We start from the raw sequence: 19,126 nt of genomic DNA on the forward strand, positions 1-19,126 counted from the left end.
CCCTTAGGCTGCAACTGTATTGGCTACAACGGTATTTTTGGCTTTAACCCGTCGATAACGCTTGTCAAATACAGCTAGTGCACCACCAAAACCCATCAATAGGGCACCTAACCAAATCCAGCGCACAAATGGCTTATAATGCACGCGCACAGACCAAGCACGGGCATCAAGCTCGTCGCCCAAAGCTACATATAAGTCACGCATAAAGCCAGCATCGATCGCAGCTTCGGTCATCATATTACCGCCCGACACATAGTTGCGATTTTCAGGATGTAATACCGCTTGCAGCTTGCCATCTTTAAACACTTTAAATTCGCCACGCTTAGCTTGGTAGTTAGGGCCGGTTACGCCAACAACCTCTGTCAATTCAAATTCGTGGCCGCCCACACTAACGGGTTTACCATACTCTAAACGCAAATCACGCTGATCACTGTAAATGGTATTTAAAGATGCCCCCATCAAGCAAAACATAAAACCAATATGCGCGGTAAGCATACCGTAGTAGCTTAACTGAAAGCCAAATAAGGCTGCCACTCGGTTTTTGCTATTGCGTGTTTTACGCAAGACATCGCTAACTGTCATTAATACAATCCAGGCACCTAGCGTAACCGTGATGGCAGCACTCCACCGATAACCGTCACCTAAAGCTGGTGTAATAAGCCCTAAAATGATCGCCCCCACTAAAGGTGCCAATAGCCAAGGTACCAAGCGACTCATGTTGGTTTTTTTCCAATTCATCAACATTCCAACACCCATCAGTGCAGCCACAAAAGCCATTAAGGGTACAAAAAAGATATCAAAAAACGGAGGTCCTACGGAGAGTTTTTCATCCCATATAAACTCGACGAGTAAAGGATATAAAGTACCAAATAACACCATAGCCGTCGAAACGACAAATAATACATTGTTAAACAGCAAAAAGGCTTCGCGAGACATCCAAGTAAAACCTGGCACACTGCGAATCACTGGAACACGCAACGCGTATAGCAATAATGAGCCGCCCACAACAAAGCCCAAAAAGATCAAAATAAACAGCCCCCGCGTTGGGTCTGTTGCAAAAGCATGAACAGACGTTAAAACACCCGAGCGCACAATAAAGGTGCCTAGCAAACTCAATGAGAAAGCAAAGATAGCTAACAAAATCGTCCAGCTTTTAAAGACGCCGCGCTTTTCTGTCACAGCCAGTGAATGTATTAACGCCGTACCGACTAACCAAGGCATAAATGAAGCATTCTCGACGGGATCCCAAAACCACCAGCCGCCCCAGCCAAGCTCGTAATAAGCCCACCAACTACCCAAAGCAATACCAACGGTTAAAAAAGCCCATGCCATGTTGGTCCAAGGGCGAGACCAACGCGCCCAAGCGCTATCAAGGCGACCACCAATCAAAGCAGCAATGGCGAAAGCAAAAGCCACAGAAAACCCTACATAGCCCATGTAAAGCATAGGCGGGTGAATAATCAAGCCAAAGTCTTGCAATAAGGGGTTAAGATCGCTCCCCTCTTGAGGGATACCGGGTAGATTTCGATCAAAGGGGTTGGACGTCATAATCATGAACAGGTAAAAACCGACAGCAATCATCCCCAATACAGATAAAACACGGGCCAGTAGATCAACCGGTAAATCACGAGAAAAAATCGAAACCGCTAGCGTCCAAGTACACAAAGTCAATACCCACAATAACAGCGAGCCCTCATGCCCACCCCAAACAGCACTAATCTTATAGCGGTCAGGCAACAAAGTGTTGGAATGGTTAGCGACGTACTTAACAGAAAAATCATCTTGTAAAAAAGAGTACGCTAAAATCACAAACGCAATAGCGGTAAATACAAACATACCAGCAGCGAGAGACCGAGCGGCATTCATCCACATAATACGGCCCGTAAATGTTCCCGCCATAGGGACAACAGCAAGAAACATTGCCATCACTAGCGCCAATATCAGCGCAAAGTTACCAAACTCAGGAATCATATGTCATGCCCTCACAGGCTTTTGAGTGGTTATTAGGGTTTTGTACGCTGTCTTCGACTTCTTTTGGCGTATAGGTTTCATCATGCTTGGCTAGCACTTTGGTCGCCACGAGTACATTGTTATCATCGAGCTTGCCGGTGACAACTGCCGCTTCACCTTCACCAAACAAATCAGGCAGAATACCGTCAAAGGTCACTGTCATATTTTCAACACCATCGGTAATTTCGAAGGTTGTCTCGAGCTTATCGGTAGCATTTTTAATCGAACCAGGAATAACACAGCCGCCAGCGCGAATGGAGCGTTCACGAGGCGCCTCACCTTTCACCACTTGTGAGACTGAGTAAAAATAATCACCCATATTACCTACGGCATAACCAACTAATGCAGCAACAGCAGAGCTCGCCACCACAATAATCATCACCACAATTAAGCGCTGCTTTCTAACTGGATTCATCTCTCCACCTCTAATGAAGCCTCACGCGAGGCTTGTTGACGCGCTACCAATGCACGCTGTTGCTTAATAAATTTTGCCCTGCGTATTTTTGGCGCAAGTGCCAAACCCATAAAAATACTCATAGTGACTACATAGCACACCCAAACATAAGGCCCGTGCCCTTCCATATGCCAAAAAGCGGCTGCGCTTTCAAAATAAAAAGTCATCTATTTGACTCCCATAACAATATCTTTAACCCACTGTGTTTTGACTTCACGATGCAATATTTCAACACGCACTTTAGTCAGTAACAACCAAGCAAAAAACATATAGACCGCAAAAATCATCAAAATGAGTGGGTAGGCCATCTCTGGTGCAATACTCGACTTCTCGGTAAGCTTAAGTGTTGCGGGCTGATGAAGCGTAAACCACCAGTCGACGGATTTATAAATAATAGGGATATTCACCATACCCACTAACGACAAAATAGCGCAGGTTTTGTCAGCAGCCTCTTGGTTTTGATAAGCCTCTTGCAGCGCCATCACACCTAGGTACAAAAAAAACAAAATGAGCATTGATGTAATACGTGCATCCCACACCCAATAATCACCCCATGTAGGCTTACCCCATACCGCACCGGTAAACAGTGCAGCAAAGGTTAAGGCCGCACCAATAGGCGCTGCACACTTCATTACCATATATGACAGCTTCATGCGCCAAATCAAACCCACAGCCCCACTAAAGGCCATAACATAATAACCGGCCATGGCTACGGCGGCAGCTGGCACATGTATATAAATAATACGGTAGCTATTACCTTGTTTAAGCTCTGCGGGGGCAAAGCCTAAACCCCATATGATTCCTACACTTAACATCGCTAACGCCAACCAACCAATGACCTGCGTCCAGCGCGTTGTTTTCTCATAAAACCATTTAGGTGACCCTAAACGATGAAACCACTGCCATGATGCCACGATGTTCTACCTTATTTTATTATATAGAAATTGTTAAGTGCGATTAGGGGTGGTCGAGTCAAGCTGTAAAAATAGCCAAAGCGCGCACTATTAACACTTCGCTGTATTCAGTGATGATTCAGACTCGACATCAGCTAATTAATTCGCAGAGAACTTAATTTTATGTGACAAAAGCCCATTTAAACAGCCCTTGCATCAATTATTCAACCATAAAGCGTATCTGTACGTCGACTGTTGCTTCACGTATTAACGCTAATACGCAGTGCACCTGCAACGGCAAATGGTGCCAGCACAAGCGCACTCACAAACATTGCACTCAAAATTGCAATCTGCCCGGTGTAAGCAAAACCCTGTACGGCTTCATTGACCGCACTTGCCCCAAAAATTAATACGGGAACATATAAAGGCATAACAACCAACGATAAAATCAGCCCCCCTTTACGCAAGCCGACCGTTAATGCAGCGCCGATAGAGCCAATGAGACTCATACTGCCAGTACCAATGAGGAGTGATATCATTAAGGGTAAATACCCCTCAGCAGGCAAGTACAGCATGGTACCGAGCAAAGGTGTTAATAGCATGAGTGGAATACCAGTCATCAGCCAGTGCGCAAGGATTTTCGTCAAGACCAACCAAGGGAGTGGCTGTGGGCTCAACAACATCTGCTCTAGCGAACCATCGTCAAAATCACTCCTAAACAAGCCATCTAACGACAAAAGTGTAGCCAACAAAGCAATCACCCAAATCATGCCTGGTGCCAATGCCATCAGCACCGTTTTTTCAGGACTAATCCCCAAAGGAATAAATACCACAACCATCAAAAAGAAAATCAGCGGGTTAGCCAGCTCACCCTTATGGCGAAAAGCAACAATCATTTCGCGCCTAAAGCAGGTTGTTAGTGCAGTAGTTAAACTAGAATGCTGATTATTAGCTGGTAAGCTATGCATGACGCACCTCATGAAAGGCTTCGGTATACTTGACCAACTCAATCGTACGGTAATGGCTGAGCGATAGCGCTTGGTGTGTTGTTAAAATCACAGTGCCACCCATTGCTGCGTGCTCTTGAATTTTAGCCTCCAAACGCTCAACACCCTGCTTATCAATGGCCGTAAAGGGCTCATCTAGCACCCACAAGGGTGACGCATCAAAATGCAAACGAGCCAAGCCCACTCGGCGATGCTGCCCAGCAGACATCTGATGACAAGGAATATCCGCATAACCCGCTAAGCCTACTTTAGCTAAAGCAGACTCAACATCTAAAGAGCCAGTTTCACCATTAACACCGGCAAACCATGCTAGATTTTCACGCGCGGTTAAGGATTTTTTGACTCCTGGATGATGCCCTAGATAAAGTAGCTGCATCAAAAAATCATGCTTGGCGCCCACAATAGGCTTACCCCGCCACAAAATCTCACCTTCACAACTATCAAACAAACCGCATAACGAACGCAGCAATGTTGTCTTTCCTGCTCCATTAGGGCCTGCTATTTGCACTACATCGCCGGCATTAATGACGGTATCTAAAGGTACAAATAACGGTTCTCCATCACGAACACAGGTAAACCCGTTTAATTGCAACAAGGCTTTGCCTCCATTTGTTGTCTACTCAAAGACTTAGCGCCGGATAAAAGCGGAAAATCTAAAGGCGCACAGTGTAGTCGTTTAACAAGGCATTGGCGAGCTTACAACAGGTATTGATTCACACAAACCTTACTACACGCATCGGCACAAGGCACAGCAACAACCTTCCTGTGCACAATATTGCTCCGTTACGCTCAAGCGCTATACTCAAAGCAGTCAGGTCATAGCCTGCACATGCACTGGCGCAAATCGCTTATTTCATTAGAATTATTTTGTCGTAAATATGCTATATGCCATCGCACATGCCCTATTCAAACCAAAGGTTAGACAATGAGCCTGCCCCCGTTACCACCACAGTCAAACCTCATCAACATCAAGGCACCACTTAGCGTCATACCACCTGCTGGGACAGTCGGGCAGGAGACGCCTTCAAATAAAACCATCAAAGTGCCGATTGAATCACTACAAACACTCATACACCAACTCAAGATAACTACGCCAACTCTCCTCACTGCAAAAGTCGAGGCATCAGGTAAAGTTCCCCAAGACCTACTGTCAAAACTCCCCACATACAATACACAGGTAACAATCGACCGCCCAACTCAACTACACAGTGCAACCTCTCAGGTCACTACCCAGAACACTCTTTGGAGCAAAATACGTGTTGCTAGCACGCTCAACCTACTCATTACCTACCCAAGCCCAGCGCACCATAAAAACACACCCAGTAACAACCCACTGCTCAACACCGGCAGCACACTCTCCATATTGGTATCACCCAATAGCACAATAAAAATAGTACCCGATCAAGCTCAGCCGACCAGCACCGCACTAACCAATGCCGCATACACACGCACCTCAAACACCCAAGCAGCCACGCGCAATATTTTATCGGCTTTGAGTCAGCTAACTGACACACTACAGTCACAACAAAAAGTTACAACAAGCGAGCCGGTGAGTCATTTACTCAACAAACTACAAACACTGAGCAACAACCTGACCTCGTTATCGCCGGCTATTGGCCAGCAGTTAGTGCCTCGCAAGCTGCTCAATACACTGATGCAACCCGCTCACACAAACCCGTTACGGCTTACTCCATTAGCACCACAAGCACCTAGTCCACCTAACAACGACCTTAACAACACTTTTAACAACGCTCCCAGTAACACTCACCATGCAAATATTCACACCAGCAAAGCCAGTACAGTATTTAGCCCACAACCCACAGCGAGCTTTGCCTCCTCTGCCACACCGCTGTCGCCGGCCCCAACGCCTGCATTCATCGAGCAGTTAACAGCACACATTAGCCAACACAGCACCGCACACCAAGGCAAAACGATTCAGTGGCTTCAACAAGGTCTTGCGCTGAGCCAGCAACTACTGATACCCGAACGCGGCACACCACTGGCCGTAAGCCATACTGATTTATTGACAACCTTACTGGGCAGCCTACCCTCAGCTAAGCGCTCCGCTATGCATGACATGAAAGAAAGCCGTCACACCCTAGCGCGCTGGCTCACCCAAGAGCTAACCCAGCACATCACTCGGACCGCAAGTGGTCATATACACAATCATGCACACAATTTAGAGCGCTCAAATGAGTGGCAACAACACATAGATATTCCTCTTCGCTGGGGCGATGAGTTTGGTAACGCACAGGTGCGCATAGAACAAAAAGAAGGACAGCACAACAAAAACACACACAAGGCAACCGCAGAGCCAACCAATACCCAATGGGAAATAGCCATTGATTTTGAACTACCGCAAGACACACTAAAACCGCAAACACTGAGCGCACACTTAAAACTACAGTGCTTAAAATTACCACAATCAGAGCAACAGCAAACCGACTTAAGTGTGGCCTTCTGGAGTCAAGCCCCCGCACTCAACCGCACAATAGAAGCTCGCCTGAGTCAATTTAAGCAGCAGCTGAGCGATATAGGGCTCAATATTACTCAGCTGAGCTGCCACACAGGTGCGCCTCCGCTCAAGTCGAGTAAACTACAACACAGCATTATTGATATAAAAACATAAAAATAGTCAATCGGTGACACCTTATGTCGACACCTTTGAATAAAGATCAGCAGCCTACCCCATAGGCCATTTACACCTTGCGAGCATGCCATGAGCACACACAATTCAACACCATTCCCCACCGCGCAAGAACTCAGCAAAGCTGTTGCACTCTTTTATGATGGCGAACAAGCACCCACTGTCTTGGCCAAAGGAGAAGATGATTTGGCTGCGCAGATCTTAGCCTTAGCCAACGAGCACAGTATTCCTATTTGCAATAATCCAGCGCTGGTCGATTTACTGAATTTACTCGAGGTCGGCGATCATATCCCTAAAGAGCTATACACTGCTATTGCTCACATTATCGCCTTTGCCTATAACCTAAAAACATCCGACTTTTAGCCTAAAACATCTGACTCTTTAGCACTGGTTAGCACTTGCGCCTTAAAAGCCTCAAGTCTGGCTCTCAGCAAAACTCAGTAGCCGCTAGCGTGGCTATTTTTGAACAATTAAAGCGTTAAATAACACATCTTTGACGCCCTCAACGCCATCTTCCTCCATAATGATTTTTTGAATTTCTTTCAACACCTCTTGGCGCAATAGCTCTTTACCCTCTTGCGACTCCAGTGTTTCATCAGTTTGGCTTGAAAACAAACGTACCACGTTATTACGTACATAGGGTAAATGATGGCGTACTGATGCTGCTGCCTCGGAAGTTTCAAGGCGTACCGTCAGGTCAGCTTTAATATACTTTAAGCGCCCCTCACCCCCATAATTGACTACAAAAGAAGGCTTAATCGGCAAGTAAATAGCTTTAGGGGCTAGCGCCTCGGGCTCTTCATCTTCAGCGCGCGTCATTTCAGCGTACGCCATTAAAGGCAAGCCACATAACAAAGCCACTGCGATTATCCTAACCTTACCCACAAACATATAACACACCTCACTTCAATGACTGAGCCAATACTTCACATTGAGTGTAGCTCACGTATTTCGTGTGTAGGCCTTGTATTTAGAGGGAACTTTCCTTAGATTAACAGGCTCTTAACGCGCTGATCAATGAATACATCCAGTCAATAGTGCATACAATTTATTTATCGCACGGCTCAAAAGAGCGACAAAAAAATCAACCAACATATCAATCAATATTATTGACCCATATTATTTTAGGAGCTTCTTAGATGCCTACCCTGTCCTCCCGCCAAACGTTTGCCCTTATTGCTGCAGGCTGTTTAGGGTTAATTTTAGCTGGCTTATATATGCAATACGCCATGAAGTTAATCCCTTGCGCGCTCTGCATTACCCAGCGTATTTTTATTATTAGCGTAGGTCTTGTGGCGCTGTTTGGCTTTATTCATGCACCAACAGGCTATGGTCAAAAAATATATGCCGGCCTAGGGATTGTACTGGCCGCAATAGGCGCGAGCTTTTCAGCCCGCCAAATTCACTTGCAAGGTCTACCGGCAGATCAGGTGCCAGCTTGCGGTCCCGATATCGCCTATATGTTTGACAACTTCCCCTTAATGGATGCTCTATCGTTACTGTTGCGTGGCGATGGCAACTGTGCCGAAGTCGCCTTAACCTTTTTGGGCTTAACCATTCCAGGCTGGACATTAGTCGCCTTTGCAGGTTTAGTGACTTTTAATTTGTGGCAGTTTTTCCGCTCACCCCAAGTGCCGCAATAACTTCCAAGCATAAAAACACCACTCGTTACAAGGGCTTTTTATCAATAAAAGCCCCTTGCCCTCTCGCCAACAATCGCCTATCTTGAGACACAGCAGCACGAATAAACGCTTGGGTTAATTTTGTGTATTCACCACCTTTGTGAGCTATTAAAATACGGCACCGATTCAGTGGCTAGTCTCAACGACCTAAGCCGCATAAAGCCGAACAAAGCTTGCCCTGCAAGCACCTAAAACAACCACGGTTCAGGAAGTGAAAATTATGTTAGAAGATTGCAAATCTGCTCAAGAACGCTGGGGCGGCGTTAGCGAAATCATCGATCGCTGGCTCAACGAGCGCCAAAAATTGCTAGTGGAGTATTGCGACCTCAGTAACACCATTGCCGATAAAAACGCCACCGAGTACGGCCCTAAACTGCGTGAAATTTGTCAACTTATGGTTGACTATGTTTCAGCAGGCCACTTTGAAGTCTATGAGCAATTGATGCAAGAAGCCAAGGATTTTGACGATACCGAAGGCCTGCGCACCGCCAGTGTTTATTACAAAACCATTGACGGCACTACCGAAGATATCCTCGACTTTAACGATAAATATCAAGAAATCGACGACTTAGAAACTCTTAGTACTGACCTCTCCAAGGTCGGCGAGTGGCTGGCAACACGCTTTGAGGCTGAAGATAAAATGATCGAAGTACTGCATGTCGCCCATAAAGATCTCGTTGCCTAATCACGACGATTTTTCAGCAATCGTACAATCTAAAAAGCGCTTTTATGTAACTGAGCTAAACTGAAAATACTCATTCAGGACACTCAAACATGAAGCGCTTTTTTTTCACCTCAACCTTATGGCGTATTGGCCTGTTGGCAGCTGCATGTAGCGCAAGCGCTTGCACTAAAACACTCAAGCCGGTAGGCCATATCGATATCAGTCAAAACACCATCAGCGTAGGCTTAATCACACCCGACATACTACTACTGGGCAGCCTTACCCAAGGCACCACAGCGCACACACACAACCTCGAACAACCCAGTTACCTTTGGCGCACAGCTACCCCAAGCAGCCCCATTACCGCGCTCGCTTACACCCCCGCCAAGCACCAAGCACTCACCGCCAGTGGCAATAACCTTATTATTTGGGATACCCGAACCGGTCAGTCCCTGCATTATCTGAGCGCACCAGCAACGATCAACGCCATAGCGATTAACCCAGCGGGTACGCGCGCATTATTAGGGCTAGACAATCATCAAGCACAAGTACTGAACTTAGAGGTAGGCGGCATTGTACAAACCCTTACGCACAGTAGTCCCGTCCTATCGGTGGCCTTTAACAAGCAATTTATGCTCACCGGCGAAGAAGCCAATAAAGCACACCTCTGGCAATTAGACCATAAAGTGCCTATCGCCACACACATACACAATGACGGTGTCACTAAAGTGGGGTTTTCACCCGATGGGCGCTACGCGATTACGGCAAGCCGCTATGATGAAACTCAACTCCTCGCCCTCAAAAACCCCAAAAAAATCACCCTTGTACACAGTATCCCCCTAAGAGCGATGGCCTTAAAAGCGGGCAAGCGGCTCGTTGACTTTTACTTTATTAACCACGCCCAAGTACTCTGGGCTTATAGTGACCACACCGTTGAGCAATATGACATTCAACAATACCGTACTTTAGCAACATGGAGCACCGCAAAAAAACAGAGCTTAGGCAAAGACAATTCTGCGGTGGTTGCTTTGGGACAATTCCAAAAAAAGTGGTGGGTCTTGCATTCAAACGGCACACTGTTTGAGCTGGGCAAACCGCAGCTTCACTGAGCACCCTGCAAAAGTAACTCTGCAATTGCCATTAGCCAGCATACACAGATGGTAAAATAGCCACCCTTAAACAACAGTTAAATGCTTGCGTCTAATACCCGTCAACAACAAGACCGCACCGTAAATCACGAATCCCGCAAGGCATAACCCTCCCGTATTGAGCAATCGCTCTTGCCAAGGTAAATCGGCAAAGCTTGGCAGCCATTGCACACCAAACCATAGCCCCGCACCCATCGCCACACTCGCCAATAGCAACGCAGTAAGAAAGTGACGCCACCCACCATTTAAAGTAAACGCGCCGCTCTTACGCAACCCCTGAAATAAGAGCCCTGCATTTAAAAATGCCGAAGCACCAGTGGCCAAGGCCAAGCCAGCATGCCCTAACTGCCAACCAAAATGTAAAGGCACCACCAAAACAAAATTAAATAACATGTTAGCCACCATAGCAATAATACCAATACGCACAGGCGTTTTTGTGTCTTGCTGGGCAAAGTAACCACTGGCCAATACTTTAATCAACATGAAAGCGGCCAGACCCAATGAATACGCCATAAGACTCACACTGGCCATATTGACATCGCGTTCACTCATCGCACCATATTGAAACAACGTAAATAGTATCGGTTTAGCTAAAATAATAAGGGCCACTGTTGCAGGCAAAGCAATAATTAATACACAACGTAAAGCCCAATTTAACGTCGCGCTAAACTGATCAGAGCTTGCCGTATGTTGCCGCGAAAGCGCGGGTAAAATCACCGTCGCAATACCCACCCCAAAGACACCTAAAGGCAACTCAGTTAAGCGGTCAGAGTAATACAACCAGCTCACGCTACCACTTGGTAAAAATGAAGCTAACACCGTATCTAACAATAAATTAATTTGGCTTACCGAGACACCAAATATAGCCGGTGCCATCAATAATAAAACTTTTTTGACGTGCGGGTCTTGCCATACCGGCCTAGGTTTAGGCAGCAGGCCTAGCCGTGCCACAAAGGGCAACTGAAAACTAAACTGCAACACCCCTGCCACCAATACACCAAAGGCCAAAGCCATCGCAGGCTCATCCATACGTGGCGCAATAAAAATAGCTGTCACAATAAGCACTATATTGAGTAAAACTGGCGTAACGGCAGGCACTGCAAAGCGATCAAAGCTATTTAAAATAGCCCCCAAAAACCCCGTCAACGATATGCAAAAAAGATACGGAAAAGTAATGCGAATAAGATCCCCCGTTAAAGTGCTTTTTACAGGGTTATCCCAATAAAAGCCTGGGGCAAATATTATCGCCAATACAGGCGCTGCAATAATACCTAAAGCCGTGACAGTTAACAAAGAAACACCTAAGCAGCCCGCCACATGATCGACAAATAACTTCAGCGCATTGCCGCCATTTTTTTGCCTTAACTCTGACAACACAGGTACAAAGGCCTGTGCAAACGCTCCTTCAGCAAATAAGCGGCGTAAAAAATTAGGGATTTTAAAGGCAACAAAAAAAGCATCTGCGCCACTATCAGCACCCAAAAAACGCGCAAACACCACATCGCGTACCAGCCCGAGCACCCGCGATAACATCGTCATAACCCCCACAACAGCGCCAGAGCGTAATAAAGAGGGCGCCGCCTTAACAGGTCTTGAAGTATCAGATGACATAATATCACTCAAAAAGCAGGCATTACGCCACAAACTCACTCATCTCGCAACTTTGCCCACCCTGACTGCACATTGCGATCAACAGTTAAACTAAGGCGCTCCTTGTCAAATACTTATAGTGGTGATTAAGTCACGCGCGGCTCACAACTTTGTATTTAAATAATGAGTAATAAAATTAGGAACAATATCGCTGGCGATAGCGGGCTCGGAATTCGTTAAAAATACCATGCCCATGTTTAAGCCACGGTTAAATACAATTTCTGCACGCGCCCCTTCAACCCAACCACCATGATGCACAAAACCATTAACATGCTTAAAATCAAACGTTCGCCAGCCTAACGCATACTGTGGATTAGTAACGCCATCCCAAGATTTACGCATGTAATGTGCTTTTTTACGTGAAGTTTTAATATTGGGTGTTTGTATTTCGTTCAGCTGCTTTACGCTTAAAACATTAGCGGCCAGACCTAACTGCGCCTTAAGCCAGATGGTCATATCATTAAGGCTCGCATTAACACCAGCAGCAGGCGCTAACTGGTAGTAATTTTCTTTTGGTTTTATCGGTTGCCATAATCGTAGCCGTTTATTCCACTTATGCGGCATTGCAATATTTGTATTGTGTAAAAATGCCTGTAGCCCTAGTGAGCTATCTTCCATACCCAGTCGCACGAATAAATTCTTACTTACCACATGAGAATAGGAAAGCCCAGTCACTTGCTCAACAATATCGCCAGCAAGATTGTAAATCACATTTTGGTAGCTATAACAACCTCCCGGCTTACACACAAAGGGCACCCTATCTAACATTTTAACAACATCGCGATAAGCTACCCCATCTTGTATTAAATTGGTGTACGCATGCGGCATTAATCCGGTTGAATGTGACAATAAGTGCCGAACTGTTAGCTCCGACAGATAGGCCGTTTTTTGCAATTTAAGCGTCGGGAGGTAAGCACTCACCAATGACTCAAAATCAACAGCCGGCCGCGTTAAAGTACTGATCACCGCCGGTGTAAAGGTTTTAGAAACAGACGCAATACGAAAGGCTGTATGAAAATCAATAAGGGAGTCCGCTCCAAGGCGACGCACACCTGACACCTTAGAAAAAACAACATCCCCACCAATAATAACCGCTAAAGCATACCCCGGAAGCCTCGGCGTAAACTCTTCTTCAAGATATTTTTCAAACACGGTATTAAAGCGCGTAATATGTGTGTTTTTATTTTCAATACCTGATGGAATTTTAGAATCTGAATCCACATGCGCACTGCTATTATTGACAACGCATATACAACCTAGCAGCATAATTAATACAGAGCATAATCTAGCAGTTAACATAAAACTATTTTTAACAACCTTTTTTATACGAACTAAATCACACACCGCGATTCTTAATCCGTTATTTATCGGGTGCGAGCACTCAAGCCTAAAGACGGCGAATTCAATATTTAGCGAGAGAAAGTCACCATAGAGTACACCGTCTTTAAGGGTTTTAATATAGCGCCTGCTAGATTGTCATATTAACGTCATAAAAAAATAATCAAACTGCCAAAAAAACTTCAGCCCCTTGTCATATGGCTAGGCTAACCTAGGCCCACAGGATTTAAGGCCGTACAGGCGCCTGCGCTTAAAAATATTGTAACTATTCAGTCAGACTGAAAAAACTCCCTTAAACGGAGTACTTATGGATTATTTTCTGGGCATTTAAGCCCCCAGACTTGTAGGGAAAGCAAAGATTACGCGGTGCAGGAGCAAACTGTCAGAGTGCCTAGATAGCCTCCAGCCTCATTAAGGATATGTGAAGGTAGACTGCGTGCCTGCAATACAAAATTAAACTTTGCACAAGCATAGAGCCATCGATGGCTTGAGCGACCCAGACAATAATTCATGAGTGCCCAATTTCGGTACTTCTAAGTAGTTACAAAATATTTAACTTATTATAATGACTGGGTGACACAATGAAACTTAAAGCTCTACACCTCTTAATTGCGGCAGCCGTGCCTGTTGCAACACTTGGCCTTACCGCCTGTGGCGATGGTAGCGATGGCGCACAAGGTAAAGTGGGTATTGACGGTAAAGATGGATCAGCCGGTGCTGATGGTAAAGACGGTGAAGATGGCAAAGGTAAAGTATTAACCCGTTTAGCTACAGCTCCCCTTGGCGCAGAGTTTACCGGTATGTACTTGAATACTGACGGCACCTTCTTTTTAAATGTACAGCACCCTAATAGCGCCAACGATATTGCCGATAATACCGGCAAAGTGTTTAACAAGGGTACTGTGGGTGTCATTGTCGGTGCCAATTTTAATAACCTAGGTAAAATTGCCGAGCTAGCTGCCCCTATCACCGAAAGCGATAAAGAAGTTGTGCTGAGTGCTGTGGGTCAATATCAAATATTAAGCCAGCAAAATGACGGGGAAGACATGAATGGCACCGTTTTAGCCGATGGCAAAACCATGGGCGATATTATTGCTGCTGACGGTACAACTAAAATCAAAAATTCTAATGACCCTGACTTTAACGGTGTCATTAGTGATGGCGGTACAGGCTTTTTTGTTTACACCAACTGGGAAGATCGTCCAGGGGGCATGAGCAGAATCCATATCGATAATCTAGATGCCAACGGCTATCAGACCATTGAACCTGATGGCATGCTAGATTTTTCGAGTGTTAATGGTACCTGGGTTAACTGCTTTGGCACCGTGAGCCCGTGGAACACTCCATTAACCTCGGAAGAGTTGTACGTTGATAACTCCGCTGAATGGTTTGATGATACCCACTCAAATTTTTCAGGCCAGCAAGCCGTCGCACAATATCTAGGCTACCCAACCGATGGTAGTGGTCAATGGAGCAACCCTTATGACTACGGTTATATTGTAGAGATTGGCACCAACAACACAGCTACTGCCGCCAGTGTTGCCAATGTCGAAATGCAAAAACACTTTGTCATGGGCCGCTTTTCTCATGAAAACGCAGTAGTAATGCCCGACCAAAAAACTGTTTTTTTAAGCGATGACGGCACAGGTGTTGTACTCTTTAAATTTATTGCAGATACAGCTGGCAACTTAAGTAAAGGAACACTCTATGCCGCTAAAGTCACCCAAACAGCGGGCGTTAAAGACCCATCAGAAGCTAGTTTTGCCATTGACTGGATTATGCTGGGGCAAGGAGATAACAACGCATTAGCCAGTATTATTCGTGAGTATGACGGCACGCTAGCCGAAGCTAAGCATATTAGCGACATGGAAATTAATGCGTGGGCAGAAGCTAAAATCAATACTGATATTGATGCCGATGGCACAATTGCTACATCGCCTTTTAACGATGATCGCGTGGCTTTTTTAGAAAGTCGTAAAGCCGCAGTTGCCTTAGGTGCGACAGGTGAATTCAGGAAAATGGAAGGCGTTAACATTAACTATGCACTCGCAAGCAGCTGGTGGAACAGCGGCGCTGCTGATGGCAATCAAGCCTATATGTACCTTGCCATGTCATCGTTTGATGCCACCATGGCTGACGACACAGGTGATATCCAGCTTGATGGCACACATGGTAAATGCGGCGTGGTTTACCGTATGGCACTCAGTAAAGATACCAACGGTAATATCGATGCTACTCATATGATCCCGGCTATTGTGGGTGGTCCCTATAATGGCGATCGCTCAACAAATAAGTGTAATATCAACAATATATCAAACCCCGATAACATTGCGATATTAAATGATGGTCGTGTACTCATTGGAGAAGATACCGGTAACCACGAAAACAATATGGTTTGGATTTTTGATGACCCCGCTATTTAATTAAGCTGCCCGCATAATTATAACAAAGGTATTGGTTAACCCACCAACGAATACCTTTGTTCTTCATGTTGAATATTTTAAAAGCTTGTAGTTATTGAGTGGTATTCATGTGGCACGCTACTCTACACGCTCAGATGATCAAACCGATCTTATTGGCTTGACGCCATGCTATAAGAACTTTATATCCCATGCTAACGCTGATGATGCCATCTCATATCTCAGTGACTTTTTCGCGATTGATTAACGGTTACCTATGAAATTTTTTTGCCTAACCTGGCTCAGCCTTTTACTCATTGCCTGTAATAATTCAGCCACCCCAATACCCGATAAGGTAGCGATTAACACGACAAAAAAGGCTAACTATATAAACCCCCAAGTCATTCAAACACCAGATCAGAACAATTTAAACAATAATGCAAACAGCCAGCAACACACTCAGTCTATTGTTAGCTTGATTAAACAATCACCCCGAGGCCCTGTTCGACCACCACAAAGCCCTACTATTTATAATTCAGAAGCCGTTATCCCGCCACAATGCTATACCAAGCATCAAGAAGAGTTTAACCCGTGCATGACCTGCCACCAAAGCTACCCTTATGGTTCACGCCCTAACGCAATGAATGATGGTGGTTTACAGCAAGAGTATGCATTTTCAGATTTTGGCGCCACTAATCGCTGGCAAAATTTATTCGAAGACCGTAGTACGCGTATTCAGGCTATTAGTGATCAAGAGATACTCGACTATATTAATACCGATAATTACTCAACACTCATCGAGCAGCTCGAAGCAATGCCCGACTGGCAAGGTCCCATTCCTAAATTAAATGATTTACATTTAGGAGCTACCGCTTTTGATAGGCTGGGCATCGCTAAAGATGGTAGTCGCTGGGTGGCCTTTAATTACAAGCCTTTACCCAGTACTTTTTGGCCAACCAATGGGGCTACGGATGATGTTATGATTCGCCTCCCGAGACTCTTTTCAACAACATCATGCAACAATAGCCAATACTCACGTGACACCTATTTAGCCAACTTAGCTATCTTAGAAATGGCCATTAAAGATCTCCCCAACATCACAACACCCGTGATTGATGAAAACAATATTTGCCAAGATATTAATAATGACGGAATGATGGGCAAAGTTATAACCCTACCGCGCTTAACTTATTTTGTCGGCGCCGCTCGCACTATACAATCACACACTATGCTCTATCCAAAAGGCACAGAATTTTTACATACTGTACGCTATATAGGAGTTTCTGCCCAAGGCGACATCACCCTCCCCCCGCGAATGAAAGAAGTTCGCTATATGCGAAAAGATACTTACCTATCACCTCAAAGTCTGCTCTCGGCTTATGGCAACGAGCATCAAGAAAAAATAGAAGAGAGACTACCCAATTATACCTACCGCCAAGACCGCGGCTCCAACAATGCCTTTGGCTGGACACTCTTAGGGTTTATTGAGGCAAAAGAAGGTCATCTACGCACACAAAATCAAGAAGAGACACTTTTTTGCATGGGTTGTCATAGCACCGTGGGCGCCACCATTGATCAAACATTTGCTTTTGCACGAAAAATCACTGGGCGTCAAGGCTGGGGCTATATCAATTTAAAAGGTATGCCCGATGCACCGACTCTCCTATCGCAAAAAAACTATACAACAACGGAAGATTTTAATCTCTATAAAACAGCTCAATCGCGTCATAGCGTCGGTGAAATACAGCATTATTTAGAGGTCGTTGGCGGCGGCGATGAATTTCGTCAAAATCCAGAAATGCAAAAAAACTGGTTTAAAGAGGGTCGCGTTATACCCAGCGCAATAGAAGGTAAAGATGTGTACACCTTAATTACACCTTCGCGTAGGCGTGCTCTGGCATTAAATAAAGCTTATTATACTATTGTACAAGATCAAGACTATATTCACGGCCGCGACGCAAATATTACACCTGCAACCAATGTCTATCAAAAAGTAGACGAAAACACTCCGGTACTGGCAACAGAAAAAGCTCAAGTATGGGATATACGATTGGACTGGTAAGGGTGTATTCAAATTAAAGAGTGCGTAAAAATGCTTTTAAAGCTCTTTAGAGCGCTTGGTTAGCGCTCTTATGACTACGATTTTATAATCTATTCAAGGTGACTGCGCAATGGCTAGCGATTATATTCTACATCTGTTGTTGCTTCACCGGTCATTAACTGCTGAATAATGCATGATATATCTTTATGCTCAAACAATACCGCATAAAGCGCCTGCACCAGCGGCATATAAACACCCATTTCATCGGCTTTAGCTTTGACTGTTTTTAAGGTATTAACACCCTCTACCGCTTGACCAATTTGCTCAACGGCTTCATCTAGCGTTTGACCTTTACCCACAGCAAAACCCGCCCGATAATTACGACTCATATCGGAAGTACAAGTCAAAATCAAATCCCCCATACCGGCCAGACCTAAAAATGTCATGGTATCGGCGCCTAACTCGCTAGCAAAACGACTCATCTCTGCCAAACTACGCGTTAATATCATCGCGGTTGTATTGTGTCCACAGCCCAAAGCCGCTGCCATGCCAGTTGCTATCGCATAAATATTCTTCAGTGCGCCCGCTAACTCTACACCGTAACGATCCGGATTGGTATAAACCCTAAAAGTACCCGAAGAAAACACACTCGGAATCACATCAAGCACCTCTTGATGGTTACTCGCTACAACGCTAGCGGTATATTGATTTGTAACAATTTCTGCAGCAAAATTAGGCCCGCTTAGCACGCCAATTTTTACATCGCCTAACTCTTGCTCTAAAATTTGGCTCATTAATGTGAAGCTACCAAACTCGATACCTTTAGTCGTACTCACCACCATAGTGCCGGGCTTTAATAACGGCGCTACTTGCTTGGCCACATCACGAAAAGACAAGCTAGGTATAGCAATAACAACCACTTCGCACTTACCCACACACTTTTCTAGGTCACTTTCAAAAGTTAATGTGTCCTCGAGTGGGTAGTCTGGTAAATAAGCAGCATTCCTTCGCGTCATACGGCACTGCTGCGTGCGAGCCTGATCACGAATCCATAAACATGCGCTATGCCCATTACCAGCAATAATATTGGCAATAGCCGTCCCAAAACTGCCGCCGCCTAAAATCGCTACACGATATTGTTTATCGCTAGAATTTGTATTGGTCACTTGTGACACGTTCACCTCAACAATTTA

Annotated in this window: 17 protein-coding genes; 7 read left to right on the forward strand and 10 right to left on the reverse strand. The window is 45.2% G+C overall.

What is annotated here, in order from left to right:
- Positions 1 to 3 precede the first annotated feature (3 nt).
- From AC438_RS01560 to ccmA, 6 genes are all read right to left on the reverse strand, one after another.
- Positions 4 to 1,971, reverse strand: a complete 1,968-nt coding sequence (locus AC438_RS01560; protein WP_053979520.1) for a heme lyase CcmF/NrfE family subunit — start codon at positions 1,969 to 1,971, stop codon at positions 4 to 6.
- Positions 1,961 to 2,425, reverse strand: coding sequence for a cytochrome c maturation protein CcmE (locus AC438_RS01565; protein ID WP_053979521.1), 465 nt, complete (start codon positions 2,423 to 2,425; stop codon positions 1,961 to 1,963). Before AC438_RS01565 ends, AC438_RS01560 begins: the two co-directional genes overlap by 11 nt.
- Positions 2,422 to 2,631, reverse strand: a complete 210-nt coding sequence (gene ccmD, locus AC438_RS01570) for a heme exporter protein CcmD (RefSeq protein ID WP_053979522.1) — start codon at positions 2,629 to 2,631, stop codon at positions 2,422 to 2,424. Before ccmD ends, AC438_RS01565 begins: the two co-directional genes overlap by 4 nt.
- A complete protein-coding gene (locus tag AC438_RS01575; RefSeq protein ID WP_053979523.1) occupies positions 2,632 to 3,378 on the reverse strand; it encodes a heme ABC transporter permease in 747 nt (248 codons plus the stop codon).
- 239 nt (positions 3,379 to 3,617) lie between these two features.
- A complete protein-coding gene (gene ccmB / locus AC438_RS01580; RefSeq protein WP_082353871.1) occupies positions 3,618 to 4,325 on the reverse strand; it encodes a heme exporter protein CcmB in 708 nt (235 codons plus the stop codon).
- Positions 4,318 to 4,959 carry a cytochrome c biogenesis heme-transporting ATPase CcmA gene (gene ccmA, locus AC438_RS01585; RefSeq protein ID WP_053979524.1) on the reverse strand — a complete coding sequence of 214 codons (642 nt, stop codon included), beginning with the start codon at positions 4,957 to 4,959 and terminating at the stop codon, positions 4,318 to 4,320. The genes ccmB and ccmA overlap by 8 nt, the downstream gene beginning before the upstream one ends.
- A 330-nt stretch (positions 4,960 to 5,289) precedes the next feature.
- Between ccmA and AC438_RS01590 the strand changes: the two genes are divergently transcribed.
- The gene (locus tag AC438_RS01590; RefSeq protein ID WP_053979525.1) at positions 5,290 to 6,993 is read left to right on the forward strand and encodes a hypothetical protein; all 1,704 of its coding nucleotides are present in this window, start codon (positions 5,290 to 5,292) and stop codon (positions 6,991 to 6,993) included.
- Positions 6,994 to 7,083: 90 nt separating this feature from the next.
- Entirely contained in the window at positions 7,084 to 7,374 is a 291-nt protein-coding gene (locus AC438_RS01595; RefSeq protein ID WP_053979526.1) for an EscU/YscU/HrcU family type III secretion system export apparatus switch protein, read from the forward strand.
- A gap of 93 nt (positions 7,375 to 7,467) precedes the next feature.
- Here AC438_RS01595 and AC438_RS01600 read toward each other — a convergent pair whose 3' ends face one another.
- Complete coding sequence (locus tag AC438_RS01600) at positions 7,468 to 7,872, reverse strand: flagellar basal body-associated FliL family protein (protein ID WP_238376297.1); 405 nt, start codon at positions 7,870 to 7,872, stop codon at positions 7,468 to 7,470.
- A gap of 278 nt (positions 7,873 to 8,150) precedes the next feature.
- Between AC438_RS01600 and AC438_RS01605 the strand changes: the two genes are divergently transcribed.
- From AC438_RS01605 to AC438_RS01615, 3 genes are all read left to right on the forward strand, one after another.
- Complete coding sequence (locus AC438_RS01605) at positions 8,151 to 8,654, forward strand: disulfide bond formation protein B (RefSeq protein ID WP_053979528.1); 504 nt, start codon at positions 8,151 to 8,153, stop codon at positions 8,652 to 8,654.
- 259 nt (positions 8,655 to 8,913) lie between these two features.
- Entirely contained in the window at positions 8,914 to 9,378 is a 465-nt protein-coding gene (gene rsd / locus AC438_RS01610; protein ID WP_053979529.1) for a sigma D regulator, read from the forward strand.
- 89 nt (positions 9,379 to 9,467) lie between these two features.
- A complete protein-coding gene (locus tag AC438_RS01615; RefSeq protein ID WP_053979530.1) occupies positions 9,468 to 10,466 on the forward strand; it encodes a WD40 repeat domain-containing protein in 999 nt (332 codons plus the stop codon).
- 66 nt (positions 10,467 to 10,532) lie between these two features.
- On the opposite strand, the gene murJ is transcribed toward AC438_RS01615, so the two are convergent.
- Together murJ and AC438_RS01625 are read right to left on the reverse strand one after the other, a co-directional pair.
- The gene (gene murJ / locus AC438_RS01620; protein ID WP_053979596.1) at positions 10,533 to 12,116 is read right to left on the reverse strand and encodes a murein biosynthesis integral membrane protein MurJ; all 1,584 of its coding nucleotides are present in this window, start codon (positions 12,114 to 12,116) and stop codon (positions 10,533 to 10,535) included.
- Between the two features lie 141 nt (positions 12,117 to 12,257).
- A complete protein-coding gene (locus tag AC438_RS01625; RefSeq protein ID WP_156316964.1) occupies positions 12,258 to 13,454 on the reverse strand; it encodes a serine hydrolase domain-containing protein in 1,197 nt (398 codons plus the stop codon).
- Positions 13,455 to 14,074: 620 nt separating this feature from the next.
- Here AC438_RS01625 and AC438_RS01630 point away from each other — a divergent pair.
- On the forward strand, positions 14,075 to 15,916 hold the full coding sequence (locus tag AC438_RS01630) for an alkaline phosphatase PhoX (protein WP_053979532.1): 1,842 nt from the start codon (positions 14,075 to 14,077) through the stop codon (positions 15,914 to 15,916).
- Between the two features lie 253 nt (positions 15,917 to 16,169).
- On the forward strand, positions 16,170 to 17,954 hold the full coding sequence (locus AC438_RS01635) for a hypothetical protein (protein ID WP_053979533.1): 1,785 nt from the start codon (positions 16,170 to 16,172) through the stop codon (positions 17,952 to 17,954).
- Positions 17,955 to 18,067: 113 nt separating this feature from the next.
- Here the strand turns inward: AC438_RS01635 and AC438_RS01640 are convergent, their stop codons facing one another.
- Positions 18,068 to 19,099, reverse strand: coding sequence for an NAD(P)H-dependent glycerol-3-phosphate dehydrogenase (locus AC438_RS01640; RefSeq protein ID WP_053979597.1), 1,032 nt, complete (start codon positions 19,097 to 19,099; stop codon positions 18,068 to 18,070).
- Between the last annotated feature and the right edge of the window lie 27 nt (positions 19,100 to 19,126).

The organism is Marinagarivorans algicola (genome assembly GCF_001292705.1).
Classification (GTDB): Bacteria; Pseudomonadota; Gammaproteobacteria; order Pseudomonadales; family Cellvibrionaceae; genus Marinagarivorans; species Marinagarivorans algicola.